The organism is Niallia sp. FSL M8-0099, assembly GCF_038006945.1.
Lineage (GTDB): Bacteria > Bacillota > Bacilli > Bacillales > Cytobacillaceae > Niallia > Niallia circulans.
The window spans coordinates 1,496,750-1,515,891 of the sequence record NZ_JBBOWF010000001.1 but is presented as its reverse complement, the minus strand read 5'-3'; the positions used below and the strand labels follow the sequence as shown (position 1 = coordinate 1,515,891).

Annotated in this window: 19 protein-coding genes; all 19 read right to left on the bottom strand. The window is 35.1% G+C overall.

Features of this window, described 5'->3' with window-relative positions:
- Window positions 1-86 precede the first annotated feature (86 nt).
- The 19 genes from rseP to flhA all read right to left on the bottom strand — a co-directional run bounded on the left by rseP (window position 87) and on the right by flhA (window position 19,139).
- Window positions 87-1,352 carry an RIP metalloprotease RseP gene (rseP, locus tag NSQ92_RS07075; RefSeq protein ID WP_047940032.1) on the bottom strand — a complete coding sequence of 422 codons (1,266 nt, stop codon included), beginning with the start codon at window positions 1,350-1,352 and terminating at the stop codon, window positions 87-89.
- A gap of 17 nt (window positions 1,353-1,369) precedes the next feature.
- Window positions 1,370-2,512 carry a 1-deoxy-D-xylulose-5-phosphate reductoisomerase gene (dxr, locus tag NSQ92_RS07070; RefSeq protein WP_047940031.1) on the bottom strand — a complete coding sequence of 381 codons (1,143 nt, stop codon included), beginning with the start codon at window positions 2,510-2,512 and terminating at the stop codon, window positions 1,370-1,372.
- Window positions 2,513-2,550: 38 nt separating this feature from the next.
- Window positions 2,551-3,342 (bottom strand): phosphatidate cytidylyltransferase, encoded by a 792-nt coding sequence (locus NSQ92_RS07065; RefSeq protein ID WP_047940030.1) that lies wholly within the window; start codon window positions 3,340-3,342, stop codon window positions 2,551-2,553.
- Window positions 3,343-3,359: 17 nt separating this feature from the next.
- On the bottom strand, window positions 3,360-4,136 hold the full coding sequence (locus tag NSQ92_RS07060; protein WP_047940029.1) for an isoprenyl transferase: 777 nt from the start codon (window positions 4,134-4,136) through the stop codon (window positions 3,360-3,362).
- 439 nt (window positions 4,137-4,575) lie between these two features.
- A complete protein-coding gene (frr, locus tag NSQ92_RS07055) occupies window positions 4,576-5,133 on the bottom strand; it encodes a ribosome recycling factor (RefSeq protein WP_047940028.1) in 558 nt (185 codons plus the stop codon).
- Complete coding sequence (pyrH, locus tag NSQ92_RS07050) at window positions 5,126-5,860, bottom strand: UMP kinase (protein WP_047940275.1); 735 nt, start codon at window positions 5,858-5,860, stop codon at window positions 5,126-5,128. Before pyrH ends, frr begins: the two co-directional genes overlap by 8 nt.
- 82 nt (window positions 5,861-5,942) lie before the next feature.
- Window positions 5,943-6,827: a translation elongation factor Ts gene (gene tsf / locus NSQ92_RS07045; protein WP_047940027.1), complete on the bottom strand. Its 885-nt coding sequence runs from the start codon at window positions 6,825-6,827 to the stop codon at window positions 5,943-5,945.
- A gap of 198 nt (window positions 6,828-7,025) precedes the next feature.
- Window positions 7,026-7,727: a 30S ribosomal protein S2 gene (gene rpsB / locus NSQ92_RS07040; protein WP_016201151.1), complete on the bottom strand. Its 702-nt coding sequence runs from the start codon at window positions 7,725-7,727 to the stop codon at window positions 7,026-7,028.
- Between the two features lie 150 nt (window positions 7,728-7,877).
- Window positions 7,878-8,435: a hypothetical protein gene (locus tag NSQ92_RS07035; RefSeq protein WP_061796665.1), complete on the bottom strand. Its 558-nt coding sequence runs from the start codon at window positions 8,433-8,435 to the stop codon at window positions 7,878-7,880.
- A gap of 9 nt (window positions 8,436-8,444) precedes the next feature.
- Window positions 8,445-8,756 (bottom strand): hypothetical protein, encoded by a 312-nt coding sequence (locus NSQ92_RS07030; protein ID WP_061796667.1) that lies wholly within the window; start codon window positions 8,754-8,756, stop codon window positions 8,445-8,447.
- Window positions 8,757-8,774: 18 nt separating this feature from the next.
- A complete protein-coding gene (locus NSQ92_RS07025; RefSeq protein ID WP_047940024.1) occupies window positions 8,775-9,539 on the bottom strand; it encodes a FliA/WhiG family RNA polymerase sigma factor in 765 nt (254 codons plus the stop codon).
- A 543-nt stretch (window positions 9,540-10,082) separates the two neighbouring features.
- On the bottom strand, window positions 10,083-10,580 hold the full coding sequence (locus tag NSQ92_RS07020) for a chemotaxis protein CheD (protein ID WP_047940274.1): 498 nt from the start codon (window positions 10,578-10,580) through the stop codon (window positions 10,083-10,085).
- Window positions 10,573-11,214 (bottom strand): chemotaxis protein CheC, encoded by a 642-nt coding sequence (locus NSQ92_RS07015; protein WP_047940023.1) that lies wholly within the window; start codon window positions 11,212-11,214, stop codon window positions 10,573-10,575. Before NSQ92_RS07015 ends, NSQ92_RS07020 begins: the two co-directional genes overlap by 8 nt.
- 2 nt (window positions 11,215-11,216) lie before the next feature.
- Window positions 11,217-11,693 carry a chemotaxis protein CheW gene (locus NSQ92_RS07010; RefSeq protein WP_047940022.1) on the bottom strand — a complete coding sequence of 159 codons (477 nt, stop codon included), beginning with the start codon at window positions 11,691-11,693 and terminating at the stop codon, window positions 11,217-11,219.
- A 166-nt stretch (window positions 11,694-11,859) separates the two neighbouring features.
- Window positions 11,860-13,914, bottom strand: coding sequence for a chemotaxis protein CheA (locus tag NSQ92_RS07005; RefSeq protein ID WP_336044823.1), 2,055 nt, complete (start codon window positions 13,912-13,914; stop codon window positions 11,860-11,862).
- Window positions 13,915-13,934: 20 nt separating this feature from the next.
- Entirely contained in the window at window positions 13,935-15,044 is a 1,110-nt protein-coding gene (locus NSQ92_RS07000) for a protein-glutamate methylesterase/protein-glutamine glutaminase (protein ID WP_095321299.1), read from the bottom strand.
- Window positions 15,045-15,055: 11 nt separating this feature from the next.
- The gene (locus tag NSQ92_RS06995; RefSeq protein ID WP_341152505.1) at window positions 15,056-15,931 is read right to left on the bottom strand and encodes a MinD/ParA family protein; all 876 of its coding nucleotides are present in this window, start codon (window positions 15,929-15,931) and stop codon (window positions 15,056-15,058) included.
- Window positions 15,928-17,106 (bottom strand): flagellar biosynthesis protein FlhF, encoded by a 1,179-nt coding sequence (gene flhF, locus NSQ92_RS06990; RefSeq protein ID WP_341152504.1) that lies wholly within the window; start codon window positions 17,104-17,106, stop codon window positions 15,928-15,930. The genes NSQ92_RS06995 and flhF overlap by 4 nt, the downstream gene beginning before the upstream one ends.
- Complete coding sequence (gene flhA / locus NSQ92_RS06985; protein WP_061796680.1) at window positions 17,103-19,139, bottom strand: flagellar biosynthesis protein FlhA; 2,037 nt, start codon at window positions 19,137-19,139, stop codon at window positions 17,103-17,105. The genes flhF and flhA overlap by 4 nt, the downstream gene beginning before the upstream one ends.
- Window positions 19,140-19,142: the final 3 nt, after the last annotated feature.

Sequence of the window (19,142 nt, the reverse complement as noted above, 5' to 3'; positions counted from 1 at the left end):
GCCGCCAACTGCCTCATGCCTATTATCAAAAAAGAGTTTCCTGACAAAACAACATTCCCCTTACAATAAGGGGAATGAAAAGTATCCTACTGTATAAAAAATCGTTGGATATCATTCCAAGTGACGACAATCATCAATAACATGAGTAAGGCAAATCCAATAAAATGAACGATGCCCTCTTTTTGCCGGTCAATTGGTTTACCGCGAACCGCTTCAATAGCAAAAAACAATAGTCGCCCACCGTCTAATGCAGGTAACGGAAGAAGATTCATAATACCTAAGTTAATACTTAAAACAGCCGCCCAATTCATTAAGGAATAGACACCTGATTGAGCAACCGTATCGGTTGATTGATAAATGGCAACAGGACCACCTAAAGCATCAATCGAAAATTGACCGGTTACTAGTTTACCAACTGCTCCAAAAATTTCCTTTGTCCAATTATAGGTTTGTGCTGCACCAAATTGGATAGACTTTAATGGCGATTTTTCCATTGGGCTGTATACACCAACTAACCCAATTGTTTTTCCATCTACTTCTGTTTCCTTTGGTGTTACGTCAATTGTCATTTCTTGTCCATTACGATCGATTAAAAATTCTAGGTTCTCTCCCGGACTTTTTTGAATAATGGAAACAACTTCTTCCCAAGAACCTACAGATTGTCCGTCAATGCTGATGACATTATCGCCTTCATGCAGGCCTGCACTAATTGCAACTCCATCATCTGTTAACTTACCAAGCTTTGCTTCATTTGAAGGAATTCCTTGTATTAACGCAATCACAATAAAAATAAGAAAAGCTAACACAAAGTTCATGGCCGGACCTGCAAAAATAGCAAGTGTGCGCTGCCATAGTGACTTACTGGCAAATTGTCGATCATATGGTGCAATTTGCGTTTCGATTCCATTTTCAACAAAAACAGCATCTTTTCTTACAGAAAAAACGAGGAGATTATCTTCATTGTCTTCCTCTACATATCCTTTTACAAAAAGCTTATGTTCTAAATCAGCATCCTCTACATTAATAACACGAGCATTCGGATACTTTTCTTTATTGTTAATGATAATTTTCGTTACTTCTTCTTTATCATTAAGGATTAAGCCGATGCGATGACCAGGTTTAATATCAACCATTTCTGGATCTTCTCCAGCCATCCGCACATAACCGCCAATTGGCAGAAGACGAATCGTATAAACAGTTTCTCCCTTTTTTAAAGAAAGAACTTTAGGCCCCATTCCAATGGCGAATTCACGACATAAAATGCCCGCACGCTTAGCTAATACGAAATGCCCTAATTCGTGGAAAAAAACTAACGCACCAAAAATGATGATAAAAGCTATAACTGTATACAAAATTTTTAACCACCTTTTTATAGAAGTGTGCTTACTCTTTTTCTTGTTTCTAAGTCAATCTCTTGGATCACTTCAAGACTAGGGTTTAGTATATTCTGATGACTATTTAGTGCTTTTTCGATTAAATCTTCAATTTGTAGAAAGCTAATTTCTTGATTTAAGAATTTTTGTACTGCCACTTCATTCGCTGCATTTAATACTGTTGGTAAAGTTCCACCTGCTTTTCCAGCCTCAAAAGCAAAATGAAGACATCTAAATCTCTCTAAGTCCATAGGCTGAAAATGCAATTTTCCAATCGCAGCTAAATCTAATTTTTTCCCATTTGCTGCAGCTAGACGCTCTGGAAACGAAAGAGCATATTGAATGGGTATTCGCATATCTGGAGTACCTAATTGAGCGATTACACTACTATCATGGAATTCTACCATTGAATGAATGATACTTTCTTTATGTAGTAATACATCTATTTTCTCATATGGAAGCCCAAATAACCAGTGCGCTTCAATTACTTCTAAACCCTTATTCATCATTGTCGCCGAATCAATCGTAATTTTCGCACCCATTGACCAATTTGGATGATTTAAAGCGTCATCCACTGTCACCTGCTCTAACTCTTTTCTACTAAGATCGCGGAAACTTCCTCCAGAGGCAGTAATAATAAGGCGCTCAATATTTTTCGGGTTTTCCCCTTGTAAACATTGAAAAATAGCAGAATGCTCACTATCAACTGGTAATACAGGAACATTATATTTTGCAGCTGCATCCATTACAATATGTCCTGCAGTAACTAATGTTTCCTTATTTGCAATCGCTATAACCTTTCCCGCTTCAATTGCTTGTAACGTTGGATGTAAACCAACACTACCGATTACTGCATTTACCAGAATATCAGCTTTATCAAAAACGGCTGCTTCTATTAATCCATCCAATCCATAGCTAAAACATATATCTGGGAAGATTTGTTTTAATTGCTCATAATCTTTTTTTTCTGCAACAGATACAAGCTGCGGTCTAAATTCTTGAATGATCTTTCTGGTTAATTCTATATTTTTTCCTGATGAAAAGGCAACTAATTCAAACATATCTGGATGACTTTTAATAACATCCAAAGTTTGCATTCCAATCGATCCTGTCGCCCCTAGCAAACTAATATACTTCACTACCTCACTCCTACACCCAATATTTCCTACTATTTATTTTAAATTAAATGAAGAAAACGTTCAAAGATAAAATAAAGCAGCGGCCAGACAAAAATAAGACTGTCAAACCGATCCAGAATTCCGCCATGTCCTGGTAATAACTTTCCTGAGTCCTTCACATCATAGTGACGTTTTAACGCAGATTCTGTTAAATCACCAATTTGTCCAAAAATAGATAAGATAATGGTAGTAAAAGCAAAGCCTATAGACCATTCTATGTATCCAAACACACTAAATAGAACTCCTACTACTAAAGCACTTACTATCCCGCCAATAAATCCTTCGACTGTTTTATTTGGACTTATTTCTGGCCATAATTTTCGTTTTCCAATTGCTCTTCCGATGAAGTATGCACCAGAATCAGTGGCCCAAATGATAAATAGTGAATAAATAAGAAAAGCTAAATCCGTTTCTCTAATTTCAATAAAGAAATGGAATCCTGTTCCAATATAGATGACAGCTAGTATCGTAAAAGCAACATCATCAAATGTAAATTTATTTTTAGAAAAAACCATATAAGTTAAATAAAATAAAACAGCGATTAAGCCCAATTCTATTTTATTCATATTCCACGAACTTATATAATGATTCGGCAGAACAATCATCCATACGGTAATTAATGAAATAAATCCCGGAATAGAAAAAAATGAAATTTTTCTCATTCTAAACATTTCAAATACACCAATTCCAACTAATAGAAAAGTAAAAAGAACTAATGGTAGTTTTCCAATTAATACAAATGGTAAAAATACGGCTATTGCAATAATTGCTGTTATGATTCTTTGCTTCATCTCTAAACCAACTCTCTTCAGACTCCACCAAAACGGCGTTGTCTGTTTTGAAATTCTTCTATTGCTTCGAATAAATGTAATTCACTAAAATCTGGCCATAGTACATTCGTAAAGTATAGTTCGGAATAAGCTATTTGCCAAAGCATGAAGTTGCTTATTCTTATTTCTCCACTTGTACGAATTAATAAATCTGGCTCGATTATATCTTCTGTCATCAAATAAGAGGAAAATACTTCTTCTGTTAAGTTATCTATTTCTATTTTTCCCGTTTGACTGTCTTTTACAACATTTTTAACAGCATCTATGATTTCGGCCCTAGAACCATAATTTAAGGCAAAGTTTAAATGAAGACCTGTATTATGCTTTGTTTGTTCTACTGCTCGATTTAGGGCATTCAAAGTAGATTCTGGTAATCCTTCTGTATAGCCAATGGCTGTTACGCGAACATTTTTTTCAATTAATTCAGGTAAAAATGTACTAAGAAATTGTTCTGGAAGGGACAGAATGTAATCAACTTCCGATTTCGGCCTTTTCCAATTTTCTGTGGAAAAAGCATATAAAGTTAACACTTTGATTCCAAGATCATTTGCAATAGCTGTAATTCGTTTTACACATTTCATTCCTTCATGATGGCCTGCAATTCTAGGCAACGTTCTCTTTTTTGCCCATCTTCCATTTCCATCCATGATAATTGCAACATGCTCTGGAATTTGTCGCATTTTAAGTGCTGATATTCGGTCTTGGAAATTAGAAGAAACAGGTTTCTTCTTCCATAACCTTATTTTGTTAAACATAAAATAGCTCCTCCAAAATAGATCCCTTTTGTAACTCTCTATTCACAGTGATTATGTACGGTAAATACTATTATCTATATCTGTTTATATTATCTACTATTCAGGATAATCATTATGATAACGATATTGCCTAAACTACTAATGGTAAGGATCCACTTTTCTAATAAATTCTTTTCCATAACCTATCCAATAAAAGGATAATCAAATAAGTTCCCTTTCTATATTATAGGAAAATAGTCAACCTAAGCAACTATCAATTAAAAAACTCGTTAGTTTTCACTATTTTATGTACAAAGAATGAATATTTCAGGCTATATTTTTTATCCTTATTTTTACTAACATGAAGAAAAAAACCCCCTATAAAGTAGAGGGTTTAACTCAAGAACAATAAACTTCCTATTCAATTGAAATGTTGAAATATCCACTAAATACGTTTAGGTTATACTTCTAAAATTTCTTTTTCTTTCTCTTTTGTTAAAGCATCGACTTTATTGATGTATTCATCTGTTAATTTTTGAATGTCATCATTGTAGCCGCGAAGATCATCTTCTGTGATTTCTCCATTTTTCTCTAGCTTTTTCAAATCATCATTGCCGTCACGGCGAATATTGCGAATAGCAATTTTTGCTTCTTCTGATTCTTTTTTCACATTCTTCACTAATTCCTTACGACGCTCTTCTGTTAACATTGGAATAGAAAGACGGATAACACTACCATCATTAGAAGGATTTAAACCTATATCAGATTTAAGAATAGCTTTCTCAATATCTCCAAGAACAGTTTTATCATACGGCTGAATAACAAGTAATCTAGCCTCTGGTACACTGATACCTGCAAGTTGATTAACTGGTGTTGGAGCACCATAATAATCAACTGTAATACGATCTAATAAGGAAGCATTTGCTCTTCCAGCACGAATACTTGCAAGCTCGCGCGAATAGCTTTGAATTGCTTTATCCATTCTGTCTTTAGTATTAGCGATAACTTGTTTAGGCATTATTTTTCCCCCTCACTATTGTTCCAATTGTTTCTCCCATTACAGCTCTCTTAATATTGCCATTTTCCGTAATAGAGAATACAATTAACGGAATGTCATTGTCCATACATAATGATGAAGCGGTTGAATCCATTACAGCAAGACCATCTTTAATCACATCAAAATAAGTAAGTTCCTCGTATTTCGTAGCAGTGTTATCCACTTTCGGATCTGCAGAATATACGCCATCTACATTATTCTTCGCCATTAATATAACGTCTGCTTCAATTTCAGCAGCTCGTAAGGCAGCTGTTGTATCTGTTGAGAAATAAGGGTTTCCTGTTCCTGCTGCAAAAATCACAACACGTTTCTTCTCAAGATGTCGAATTGCACGTCTTCTAATATATGGCTCAGCTACCTGTCTCATTTCGATAGAAGATTGAACACGTGTTTCAATGCCCATTTGCTCTAAACTATCTTGAAGGGCTAATGAATTCATTACTGTAGCGAGCATTCCCATGTAATCAGCGTTGGCACGGTCCATTCCCATTTCTTCCCCAATTTTACCACGCCAAATATTTCCACCGCCGACTACTACAGCTGCTTCCACACCAAGATCAGCAACTTCCTTTACTTGCTGTGCTACGTTTTTAATGATACTTGGATTTATACCAAATCCAGCTTCACCAGCTAATGCTTCGCCACTTAATTTCAGAACAACACGTTTATATTTTGGATTACTACTCATGGAAACCTCCGCTTTATTTGTAATATCTTGAAAAATAGGGAACACCATGGTGCCCCCTATGAAAACATTAATCGATCATTTATTATTTCTTGTTAACTTGGTTCATAACTTCTTCAGCAAAGTTATCTTCACGTTTTTCGATTCCTTCTCCTACTTCGTAACGAACGAATTCACGTAAAGTTGCACCCTTAGATTCTACGAATTGGCGAACTTTTTGATCTGGGTTTTTAACAAATGATTGATCAAGTGCACAAACATCTTCAAAATATTTACCTAAGCGGCCTTCAACCATTTTTTCAACGATGTTAGCTGGTTTACCTTCGTTAAGTGCTTGTTGTGTTAATACTTCTCTCTCATGTGCCACTTCTTCTTGAGAAACTTGGTCACGAGAAACATATTTAGGGTTTAATGCAGCAATGTGCATTGCAACATCTTTAGCAGCTGATTCATCAGTAGTACCTTCTAATACAGTTAAAACACCAATGCGTCCACCCATATGAAGATAAGCACCGAAAGCATCATTATCAGTTTTTGTTTTGATTTCAAAACGACGTAAAGATAATTTTTCACCAATTTTAGCAATTGCAGCATTGATGTGTGCTTCAACAGTAGTTCCTTCTGTAATGTTGGAAGTATGTGCTTCTTCAACAGTTGCAGGTTTAGTAGCTAAGATATGGGAAGCAAGTTCTTTAACCAAAGTTTGGAAACCTTCGTTTTTCGCAACGAAATCTGTTTCAGAGTTAACCTCAAGAATTACTGCTTCATTACCTTCTACCGCGATAAAAGTTGAACCTTCAGCTGCTACACGATCTGCTTTTTTCGCAGCACTTGAAATCCCTTTTTCACGTAAGAAGTCAATCGCTTTATCTAAATCACCATTTGTTTCAGTAAGTGCTTTTTTACAATCCATCATTCCAGCACCAGTTTTTTCACGTAGTTCTTTTACCATTTGAGCTGTAACAGCCATAGTAATTTGCCTCCTTAAGGTTTATGTATTATTTTTTTATCCAATTTATCTCACTTTTAAGCAGGACGCTTGAAAAAAAGGTGATAAGAGGGATGCTCTTTATCACCTTTTCCACAAGTCCCTAACAATTACTTATTATCCATTTTAGTTTATCGATTGATCCAAAACTATTTTGTATAACAAGTCATTCGGTTCTAATTAAGCAGTTGTTACTTCTTCGCCTTGTTTAGCTTCAAGAATAGCATCTGCCATTTTTGCAGTTAATAATTTAACAGCACGGATTGCATCATCATTCGCAGGAATAACAACGTCAATTTCGTCTGGATCACAGTTAGTATCAACAATACCAACGATTGGAATATTTAATTTATGAGCTTCTGCTACTGCAATACGTTCTTTACGTGGATCTACGATGAATAGGCAGTCAGGAATTTTTTTCATATCTTTAATTCCGCCTAGGAATTTTTCTAAACGCTCAAGCTCTTTGTTTAATTGAACTACTTCTTTTTTAGGAAGTACGTCGAATGTACCGTCTTCAGCCATTCTTTCAATATCTTTCAAACGAGCAATACGTTTTTGAATTGTTTCAAAGTTAGTTAAAGTTCCACCTAACCAGCGTTGGTTAACATAGTATTGACCAGAACGGATAGCTTCCTCTTTAACTGAATCTTGTGCTTGCTTTTTAGTACCAACGAAAAGAACTGTACCGCCGTTTCCAGCTAATTCTTTCACATAGTTATAAGCTTCTTCAACCTTTTTAACTGTTTTTTGAAGGTCGATGATGTAGATGCCGTTACGCTCTGTGAAAATATATTTTTTCATTTTTGGGTTCCAACGGCGAGTTTGGTGACCGAAATGTACACCAGCTTCAAGTAATTGTTTCATTGAAATAACTGACATGTTTTTTCCTCCTAATGGTTTTGATTTCCTCCGCTTTTATCATTTTTAATCAAAACTGTAAAAATTACAGCACCAATGATTAAATCCAAAAGCGTGTGTATTAACACCATTTGTTAATATAGCATATGTATTGTGTACAATCAAGTACATTTACGAATTTTGTCTAAATTTAAGTAATAGTTCCATCTCTGTCTTTCCTTTATTTAATGCTTTTGCTATTTCTTCGATGCTCTTCCCTTCCGCCTGCATCTCTTTTGCTACTTCTACTATTGACTTTTCTTTCTGTTTTTTTTCTGGTGGCAAGATTAAATTTAATAGTTCATTGACATCTTCCTTCTCCAACCGATCCTCTTTTAGGCTATTTTCTTGTACAGAAGCAGTCACATTTTTATAAGCATCCAGCATCGCTTTATTGCCTTTTATCTCTCTTGGCTTATATTCCATCCTTTCAGCTTTATCCTTACTGTCTTCTTTTTTATCTAGTGGATTCTCATCAGCTTCAAAGCTAGTAAGTCTATTTAAAAACTGTTCATTTTCTTCTTTTATTTCTGTAATAAAAGTGGCAATCACTTCTTCCATTTCTTCTAAATTCTCTCTCTGTTCCTTTTCTAAATTTACAACGCGATTTTGTCTAACATACAAAATCACAATGCAAAGTATTGCGATTAAATTTAAAGTAATACTTAAAAAAAGTAAAAAATTAACCATTTCATCCCTCTATCCACTATAGTCGATACTTAGGCCTTTATAAGGGTGTATCGTTTGTATTCTCTCTAAATCTTCTAATTCCTTTTCTTCTTTCCTCATCTCTTGTTCAAAAAACTGCTTATCCCTTTTTTTCTTGGTAGTAACTTTACCGTTCCCTTCCCCCTTAATAACCGTTGTTCGCTTTCGTTCTTCTTCCTTACCGGTTTCTTGAGCAGCGAAGGTGTACATTTGCTGATGTTTTTGGTCCTGTTGTTCTTGAAGCTTCCCTGCATCATAAGTTCGTGGTAATGCAACTTGCATTTCTAATGCTTTTAAACTCATGTGCACTCATCCTTTTCGTTATATTACTTTTTCTAATGAATGTCTTAATTTAAAAATAGCTTTGGAGTGAATTTGCGATATGCGAGAAGTAGATAAATTCATAACTTGTCCAATTTCCGTTAATGTTAATTCTTCCTTATAAAACAAACTAATCACCAGCTGTTCCTTATCATTAAGCTCCTTAATTTTTGCGGCCATCTCTTGAACCAATTCATCCCTTACGACTTTTTCCTCTGGAATAACCGTTTTATCATCACGAATCGAGAAACTTTGTGCTTCTTTCTCTTCCCCTTCATTCATCTGCTCATCAATAGATAGTATATTTGCAAAAAAATGTTCATTCATTGTTGCATATACTTCGTCAACACTAGTCTCTAGCTCATCAGCAATTTCTTGAACAGTAATATTTCTCATTAATTTTTGTTCGAGTTTTTCAATGGCCGCCTCAATTTTTTTTGACTTTTCCCTCGTGCCTCTAGATAACCAGTCTTCTTTACGAAGTCCATCAATAATACTGCCTCTAATCCGAAAGGAAGCATATGTATCAAACTTTAAATCCCTATTTGGATCAAAACGTTGTAAGGCATCATATAGTCCCATCATTCCAAGACTTGTTAGCTCATCTCGGGAAACACTTTTTGGTAACCCTATCGAAATTCTTTGAACATGAAAACTTACTAAGGGCATATATTTTTTAATTAATTGATTACCTGCTTCTTGATCTCTCGTACTAGTCCACATTTCCCATACTTGCTTCTCTTCTGTAGTTGATTCCTTTGCCATTAAATAATTTCCCTCCTCTATAAACAATGAACACCATACACGCATATAACTAGTTCTATCTATATAAGTAACAACTTGAAAAGGATATAAGTACATTTCTTCCCTATCTATATCCCTTAAATTCAGCAAAAAAATCAATATTTTTGTATTCGTGCAATGATACATAAGTATATTATTTATAATTACTATAATAAGGAGCTTGTCTGCATATTTTATTTTTATCATTTATAATCTTATCCATTCCATTTAAAAATAGAATGAATAGGAAAGGAAGATATACCTATCATTTGTTTATGTATATATTTCACTATTGATTTTAGCAGAAGACGTGAATTATTAGCTATCCTTTCTAAATATCCCATTTAAAATTAGGTAATAAGAACTAACAACTATAATTATCAGTTCTTTTTTTGCTGAAATTTCCGAGAAAATGAAAATAAAAAGACTATCTCCTAATAAAAGAATACATTCCAAAGTCCAAACCATGGATTCTTTAAATTAGAGGTAGTCTTATTTCTCTGCTTTTAAAAGTATTACTATACACTATATAATATGAATCCCTTTATTCACCGTTCGAATTGTTAATTCATGGGTAGCAGGACAAAACTCAATTGTTCTACCACTATTTCCACCAACATCTTCACTAACCAATTTAATTCTTAACGATTGTAGTGTATTCTTAACCGCTTCAACATTTCGAGGTCCTATTCTCATAACATCGCTTGTTCCAGTAAACTGAAACATTTGTGCCCCTCCGGCAATTTTCGCTAACAACGTACTTCTTTTTAATCCTAATCCTTCTAAACGCTCTACTAGTTCTACAATGGCTGTATCTGCGAATTTAGCTTTATTGAGCGTTCCGGATTTAGATATGGATGCTTCTGGTAGCATAATATGTGCTAAGCCAGCAATTGGTTTTAGGGAGCTATATAATACAATACCCACACATGAACCAAGTCCAGAAGTACGAATTGTATTAGGAGACTCTACCACATTCATATCAGCAATTCCTACTTTTATTACTGTAATTTGGTCAGTCACCATCCTTCACTCCCAAAGACTGAAATAAAGGGGCAAAAGAATCAGGATCAGGCAGCAAAAAGAAATGGCCATTTACAGTGTCAGCTAATGTGATTTCTTCTCCATTTAACTCCGTATTGATGACAATTGCATAATCACTTACTTGAGAATGTTCAACTAATCCATATGTAACAATTGCACCAACCATATCAATTGCAAGTGCTGGTACGGAAGGATATAAAGATAACTTCGTAAAATCAGATAAAGAGGACAAATAAGAACCGGATAATATATTGCCTAGTTCTTGTAATGCAGACATAGATAACTCATCATATGGCGGTTTAGCTAAGGTAATAGAAGGGTCACCAATCATATCTTGAACCAATTTAGCTGCTTGTTCTAAAGGAAGTATAAAAAACATACTTCCTGGAACATCTCCTTCAATTCGTAAAAACACCCCTGCAACAATATTGTCAGCACCGCCTGCCATTTCCATCATCTCATCAAATGTCACAATTTGAACATCTGGAACCTTCATATCAATCTTTTTATTAAGAAGCTTTGATAAAGAGGTGGCAGCATGTCCCGCTCCGATATTACCAATTTCTCTTAGTACATCAAGCTTTAAGGAATTTATATCATTAATATACCCCATACTTACTCATCACTTTTACCATTAGAATAATTTCTTAAAATATTTCGATCAAACACTTTTTCTAAATCAACAAGAATTAATAAACGTTTATCAAGCTTTACTACACCTTTTATATAATCGACTTCATCGCCATTGATTGTCTCTGGAGCAGGCTCATAAAGAGCAGTATCGACATCTACGACATCATTAGCAGAATCAACAATTATACCTACTTCCATATCTTCAAGCATAATAATGATAATTCTTGTGCTATCCGTGTATGGAATTTCTTCCAAATTAAAACGAAGTCGTAAATCAATTATGGGAGTTACTACTCCTCTAAGGTTAATCACACCTTTAACAAAAGGAGCGATATTTGGAATTCTTGTAATATGCATGTTTTTCTCTATCGACATTACTTCATTGACGGAAATAGCATACTCTTTTCCCTTCAATTCAAATATTATTAATTTTTGTTCTGTTGAAACTGCATCGCTCATTCCCTTTTCATCCCTCTCACATAACCTATCTGCAATTCATAAAGCGCAAGATCATTATTCCTCGGTTTGTTCTAAACAAAATTACGACAAGTAGTTATTATACTTAACGAATTCATTCCTAAGTAAAGCCACTTGCGCTAACATCTATTAATCCTTGTACAGGTGATTACTTAATTAAAGCATTACAATCCATAATTAAAGCCACTTGTCCGTCTCCTAAGATAGTTGCTCCAGATATAGCATACGCACTAGAAAGGTAAGTACCTAGTGATTTTAAAACCACTTCTTGCTGACCGATAAATCCATCCACAACAAGACCAGCTAATTTATCCCCTTTTCTTACGATAACGACAGAATAATAGTCACTCTCGATTCCTGCTGATGGCACATCAAAAATATCCTTTAGGAATAATAATGGCACCACTTTGCCACGGAAATCGATAACGGTTTGATTATGAGCATGCATTAAATCATTCTTATTGACAATAGCTGTCTCAATAATAGATGACAATGGAATAGCATACTTTTCTGCTTGAATTTCAACTAGCATCACAGAAATAATCGATAAAGTTAATGGTAATTGGATAGAAAATAACGATCCTTTTCCTTCCTCTGATTCGATTGTAATCGAACCACCTAGTGATTCAATTGTATTTTTCACTACATCCAGCCCTACTCCACGTCCTGAAATATCAGAAATTTGATCAGCAGTAGAAAAACCAGAAGCAAAAATAAGTTCAGCAATTTGATTATTCGTTAATGTTTTAGCAACTTCTTTTGAAATAATTCCTTTATTAATTGCTTTAGAAAGGACTTTTTCTTTATTAATTCCTGCTCCATCATCTTCCAACTCAATAAAAACATGGTTTCCGCTATGATATGCACGAAGAACAACTGTTCCTTCTTCGCTTTTATTATTCGCTCGTCTTACTTCTGGTGTTTCGACTCCATGGTCAAGTGCATTGCGAATTAAATGAACTAATGGATCACCAATCTCATCTATAACTGTGCGATCAAGCTCTGTTTCTGCACCAACAATTTGCAAATCAATTTTCTTATTTAAATCACGCGCGAGCTGTCTGACCATTCTTGGGAAACGATTAAATACTGTCTCAACAGGAACCATGCGCATATTTAGGATAATATTTTGAAGATCACCAGTAACTCTTGACATTCTTTCTACCGTTTCATGAAGCTCTTGATCTTTAAGCGTGGAAGAAATTTGTTCCAATCTTCCTCTGTCGATAACAAGTTCCTCAAATAGATTCATAAGAATATCTAAACGCTCAATATTAACACGAATTGTTTTATTAGATACTTTAGTCCCTGTTTGCTTCTCAGGCTGTTTAGTTTCAGCCGGAGTACTATTTTCTGTAACAGATGTATTATCCGTTTTTGCTTGTACTTCTTCTGCAACAGGAGTTTCTGCTATCGTTTGCTGCTTAGGAGATTGACTATTTGCAAAGAACTCTCGTACAGCTACCTTTTCAACCTCTGAAACTTTCATAACAGACGCTTCAATTTTATCTGCTTCCTCTTTAGATATAAGAGTTACCATAAAGTCATAGTCGAACTTTTCTTCTTCAAGCTCTTCCACCGGTGGAAGAGACTTAACAACCTCTCCTAAAGATTCTAAAGCTTCAAATATCATATAAACTCTCGCTGCTTTTAATAAACAGTCACTTTTTAATGTAATATTGATTTCATAAGTAAAAAAGCCTTGATCAGATGATTGCTGTAATACAGTTGTTTCAAATTCATCATATTGATTTTGCTTTACAGGAGCATCTTGTATGGCTGTTGCTGCAACCTCAGCTTCTGCAGTTTTTTGATTTAAAGGAAGTCCTTTTTCGATTTGTACAAGCTTCTCAACTACTGCTTCTACATTTCTTTTCCCATCGCCGCCGCTTGCGATTGACTCTACCATGGCATCAAGATCATCAACAGCTAAGAAAATGACATCCAATATTTCTGGAGAAAAAATAATTTTCTTATTTCTTATAGCATCAAGTACATTTTCCATTTGATGGGTGAGACTAGCTAAATCTTCATAGCCCATTGTTGCAGACATACCTTTTAAAGTATGAGCTGCACGGAAAATCTCATTTACTATTTGTAAATTTTCAGGATCCTTTTCTAACTCTAATAAATGTTCGTTACATGCTTGTAAATGTTCTTTACTCTCTTCAATAAATACTTCTAAATACTGACTCATTTCCACTTGCTTCACATCCCTTGACGTTATACATATTTCATAATAGTTTCAGCAATATGATCTACCTTTTGAATTTCATCAATATAATTCGTGGCAATAGCTGTTTTAGGCATTCCGTAAACAATACATGTCTCCTGTGACTCAGCAATAGCTTTTACGTTACCTTTTTTTGCTAATTTTAATAAACCATCTGTGCCATCTGATCCCATCCCAGTCATAATAACTGCTATTTTTGCATAGGCTTTCAAATCGCTGACAGATTCAAACATAATATCAACAGATGGCCTATGACCATTTATAGGGGCAGTTTGATCCAGATCAATTGCTGTATGGACACCAACTGTTTTCACCTTTAAATGCTGACCTCCTGGAGCAATATAGGCAACTCCATTGCGGATAATCTCCCCATGCTCCGCTTCCTTTACGGTAATGGCGGATAACGTGTTAAGACGATTTGCAAGGGATCGGGTAAATCCTGCTGGCATATGTTGAACGATTAAAATAGGCGCTTCTATATCACTTGGTAAATTAGTTAGGACTTTCTGTAATGCCCTTGGACCACCAGTTGAAGTTCCAATTATGACAATCTTTTTCATGGTGTTCATCCAATTACTGATTGATCCAGCCTTTTGTACTATTCTTTCATTTTCTTCTCTTGGTTCTATTTTACTATAAGAAGATTGTGAAGTAATAGTCTTTTTTCCTTCATTTGAAAGATTTAATAATGTTTTCGGTTTTACTTTACTTGCTAGAATAACTTTTTCTACCAATTCCTGCTTAACCTTATATAAATCTAGTGAAATAGACCCAGAAGGCTTTGTAATAAAGTCAATTGCCCCTGCTTGCATTGCCTGAATTGTGCTTTCTGCTCCAACCCTTGTTATGCTTGACAGCATGAGAACTGGTACAGGATGCTCTAACATAATTCTCTTTAAAGCACTTAAACCGTCTAAGACTGGCATTTCGACATCAAGCGTTACCACATCAGGAGTTAATTGCTTAATTTTCTTTATTCCGTCTTCACCATTTCTGGCTGTACCAATAACGGTTATTCTCGAGTCTTCAGAGAGAAAATCTGTAATTAGCTTACGCATAAATGCAGAATCATCAATAACAAGAACCTTTATTTTCTCCACTTTAAACTCAACTACCTTTCAAACAAAAACCTTTTTAATTTAGACACGAAATTGTGTCTATTAACTGGATAGGGTTCTGTAAACTGTTGTTTACCATATCTATCGGCAATTTCGCGCAAAGCTTTAGCCGCTTCTGATTTTTCATTAAAAAAAACAAAAGGAATTTGTTTTCGTACAGCTTGTGCTACATTTGTGTCATCTGGTATATAGCCAAGATTAATAAGATCCCGCTGCAAAAATTTTTTTACAACTTGCTGAAGTTTTTGTAACGTTTCTGCCCCATCTTTTTTCTCCATTGTTCGATTAACGACAAGATATAACGGAAGTACTGCATTTCTTGTATGAATAAATTTCATTGCAGCATACGCATCTGTTATAGAAGTAGGTTCAGGTGTTGTGATGACGATACAATCATCAACAGATAGAATAAACTTTAAAGAATCCGTACTAATTCCAGCTCCCATATCAAATAAAATATAGTCATAGTGATTTAATATCCCTTGAAAATGATGGAAAAAGCTCTCTAGTTTCTCTTCTTCCATATCGACAAAATCACTTAGTCCAGAACCACCTGCAATATAGTCTAATCCATCAAATCCTTTCGAAATAATATACTCAAAATTAATATCATTTCTAAAAAAGTCAACGATCGTATAGCGAGACTGTGTCCCCATTAGAATATCAATATTCCCCATACCAATATCCATATCAATCAGTAAAGTACGATAACCTCTTTTTTGAAGAGTGAGTGCAAAGTTAAGCGAAAAATTCGACTTTCCCACACCGCCTTTTCCACTGATAATCGCCAATGTTTTGTGATTGGAGTGCCTTTTGTTTGCATTTAATTGTTCAATTTTTTTTCGTAAGATAGAAGCTTGATCGTTCATTCTTCAACTACCTCAAATAGTTTATTTACTAACTCCTCTGGGGTTGCTGGAACTATATCATCTGGGACATTCTGACCTGTTGTAATATAAGCAGCACCTTTTTTACAAGCAACAATTAAATTAATCATTGCCCCATACGAAGATGTTTCATCTAATTTTGTGAACACGAAAGCATCAATCTTGATTGCGGAAAATTGTTGATAAATCTCTTCTAAGTCATCTTGCTTTGCTGTCATAGATAAAACAAGTAACGTTTCCATTTCTCTTTTATAATCGACCACTTGCATTAAATCTTCTACATATTTTTTATTTCTGAAATTTCTTCCTGCTGTATCAATTAAAATAACATCGCATTCTTCCAGTTTTTTCGTAGCATGCTCAAAATCTTCCAGTGAATAACAAACCTCTAAGGGAACATCTAAAATATTCGCATATGTTTTAAGTTGTTCGATTGCCCCAATCCTATATGTATCTGTTGTAATAAATCCTACTGATTTTTGCTGTCTTAAAATGATATTGGCAGCAATTTTGGCTAAAGTTGTTGTTTTACCCACACCTGTTGGCCCAATGACATTAATATATTTTTTGGCTAAAGAGATTTCCCCAAACGAAAAAGGGGAAATCTCCGCTAATAGAAATTGCCGTGCCCACTCAGTAACCTGAGACTCTAAGACGTCTTCGCCTGCTGCATACCATTTAGCTACTAAATCTTTCACTAATCCTGTCTTAATTTCTTCGTCTATCCCTTGTTTATCTAATTGATTTACTATTTTAGTTATAGGAGCAGGAATAGAAAATGTCATACTTCTATTCGCTTTTACATTTTGATTAATTTCATTTAAATGCTTTACTATCTCTGGATAATCAGATATTTTCTCTCCCTCTTTTAAACTTATATTATTAGCTGAATTATCTGCATCAGCCCTAAAAGCCGGTTCTTTAATTAAAACAGGACTGCGTATTTCTCGCTTTTTTGTTTGCTTAGAAATTGTTGTCTCTGAAATACTCGGATCAATGGCTGCGAGTACTTCAATATTTCTTTTTTTAAATAAGCCTAAGAAGCCGCCTGTATAAATTACTTTTGAATGAAGAATGACGGCATCATTCCCTAATTCCGCTCGAATCTTTTTCATTGCTTCTGGCATATCCCGTGCTACGTATTTTTGGATTTTCATTCGATATTCACAACTCCCACACTTTGAACTTCTACATTTGCTTCTAATTCATTGTACGATAATACTGGAACTTGTGGAAAATAACGTTCTGTCAATTGTCTTACATACATACGAACAGCTGGCGAACATAAAAGAATTGGCATCTGTTCCATTACAGATAATTGTTCAATTTGCCCAGCAATACTCTCTAAAATTGATTGGGAAATATTTGGATCTAACGCTAAGAAGTTTCCATGCTCTGTTTGCTGAATATTATCTGCGATTAGTTTTTCCACTTTTCCTGACAAAGTTACTACTTTTAAAGAATCATTTTGATTCGTGTATTGGGTAGTTATTTGACGTGCTAAAGATTGTCTAACATATTCAACTAATAAATCTGTATCAGCTGTCATTTTTCCAAAATCAGCTAATGTTTCGAAAATGACTGGTAAATTGCGAATAGAAACATTTTCCCTTAAAAGTTTTGCTAAAACCTTTTGAATTTCTCCAATCGACAACGGACTTGGTGTTACTTCTTCGATTAAAATCGGATAGCTTTCTTTTACATGATCCACTAATTGTTTCGTTTCTTGTCTTCCTAATAACTCATGGGCATTTGCCTTAATTACCTCTGTAATATGTGTAGAAACAACGGATGGAGGATCAACAACGGTATAACCAAAGATTTCGGCTTGTTCCTTCGTACTTTCTGTTATCCATTTAGCCGGCAGGCCAAAAGATGGTTCAATCGTATCAATTCCCTCAATGGAATCATCGTCCATCCCAGGACTCATCGCTAAGTAATGATCCAGAAGCAGTTCCCCGCTTGCTCTCTCATTTCCCTTTATCTTTAATCGGTATTCATTTGGCTGTAATTGAATATTATCGCGAATCCGAACAACAGGAATGACAAGACCTAACTCTATCGCTAGCTGCCTTCTAATCATGACCACCCTATCTAATAGGTCCCCTCCTTGATTGGCATCGGCTAAAGGAATAAGACCATAACCAAACTCAAATTCAATTGGATCCACACTTAGTAAACTAACTACACTTTCAGGACTTTTTAGCTCATCTGTTTGGATCTCTTCCTCAAGCTCCTGCATTTGTTCTAAATTTTGCTTTGGCTTTTTCGATAAGTAATAAGCTCCAAATATTAAAAGTCCTGCAATAGGAATCGTCAAAAAGTCATCAATTGGTGTAAACAGTCCTAATAAAAAGATTGTTCCTCCTGCTACATAAAGCATTTTTGGATATGCCAATAACTGAGAAGTGATATCAGAACCAAGATTTCCTTCTGAAGCAGCTCTTGTTACAACAATCCCTGTTGCTGTTGAAATTAGTAATGCAGGTATTTGACTGACAATCCCGTCTCCAACGGATAGTAAGGAAAAATGCTGAGCAGCATCCCCAGCTGCCATACCAAGCTGAGTCATCCCGATGACGATACCAAAAATCAAGTTAATAAAAACAATAATGATTCCAGCTATGGCATCTCCTTTGACAAATTTACTTGCCCCATCCATCGAACCATAAAAGTCTGCTTCTCTACCAACTTTTTCACGACGTTGTCTTGCCTCTTGCTCGGAAATAATCCCAGCATTTAAATCAGCATCAATACTCATCTGCTTACCTGGCATTGCATCTAATGTAAAACGTGCAGCAACCTCTGATACACGCTCAGACCCTTTGGTGATAACAATAAATTGAATGATGACAAGAATTAAAAAGACAACTAACCCAACAACAATATTGCCGCCAATTACGAATGTTCCAAAGGTATGTACTACCCCTCCTGCATCCCCTTTTGATAATATAGCTCTAGTGGTGGATACATTGAGACCAAGGCGAAATAGGGTCGTTAACAACAAAAGTGAAGGGAAAATAGAGAACTCCAAAGCCTCACTCATATTCATAGTTAATAATAAGATAAGTAATGCCAACGTAATATTAAGTAAAATTAACACACTTAATAACCATGTTGGAAATGGGATAATCAACATTGCAATAATGAGGATTACCCCAATCACTACGATTAAGTCTCTCCTTGCCATTTC

What these genes read in the sequence shown, in the direction of transcription:
- NSQ92_RS07065 (WP_047940030.1), bottom strand. Translation starts at nt 3,342, where the DNA reads ATGAAGCAAAGAATCATAACAGCAATTATTGCAATAGCCGTATTTTTA.
- NSQ92_RS07060 (WP_047940029.1), bottom strand. Translation starts at nt 4,136, where the DNA reads ATGTTTAACAAAATAAGGTTATGGAAGAAGAAACCTGTTTCTTCTAAT.
- frr (WP_047940028.1), bottom strand. Translation starts at nt 5,133, where the DNA reads ATGCCTAAACAAGTTATCGCTAATACTAAAGACAGAATGGATAAAGCA.
- pyrH (WP_047940275.1), bottom strand. Translation starts at nt 5,860, where the DNA reads ATGAGTAGTAATCCAAAATATAAACGTGTTGTTCTGAAATTAAGTGGC.
- tsf (WP_047940027.1), bottom strand. Translation starts at nt 6,827, where the DNA reads ATGGCTGTTACAGCTCAAATGGTAAAAGAACTACGTGAAAAAACTGGT.
- rpsB (WP_016201151.1), bottom strand. Translation starts at nt 7,727, where the DNA reads ATGTCAGTTATTTCAATGAAACAATTACTTGAAGCTGGTGTACATTTC.
- NSQ92_RS07035 (WP_061796665.1), bottom strand. Translation starts at nt 8,435, where the DNA reads ATGGTTAATTTTTTACTTTTTTTAAGTATTACTTTAAATTTAATCGCA.
- NSQ92_RS07030 (WP_061796667.1), bottom strand. Translation starts at nt 8,756, where the DNA reads ATGAGTTTAAAAGCATTAGAAATGCAAGTTGCATTACCACGAACTTAT.
- NSQ92_RS07025 (WP_047940024.1), bottom strand. Translation starts at nt 9,539, where the DNA reads ATGGCAAAGGAATCAACTACAGAAGAGAAGCAAGTATGGGAAATGTGG.
- NSQ92_RS07015 (WP_047940023.1), bottom strand. Translation starts at nt 11,214, where the DNA reads ATGGGGTATATTAATGATATAAATTCCTTAAAGCTTGATGTACTAAGA.
- NSQ92_RS07010 (WP_047940022.1), bottom strand. Translation starts at nt 11,693, where the DNA reads ATGAGCGATGCAGTTTCAACAGAACAAAAATTAATAATATTTGAATTG.
- NSQ92_RS06995 (WP_341152505.1), bottom strand. Translation starts at nt 15,931, where the DNA reads ATGAACGATCAAGCTTCTATCTTACGAAAAAAAATTGAACAATTAAAT.
- flhF (WP_341152504.1), bottom strand. Translation starts at nt 17,106, where the DNA reads ATGAAAATCCAAAAATACGTAGCACGGGATATGCCAGAAGCAATGAAA.
- flhA (WP_061796680.1), bottom strand. Translation starts at nt 19,139, where the DNA reads ATGGCAAGGAGAGACTTAATCGTAGTGATTGGGGTAATCCTCATTATT.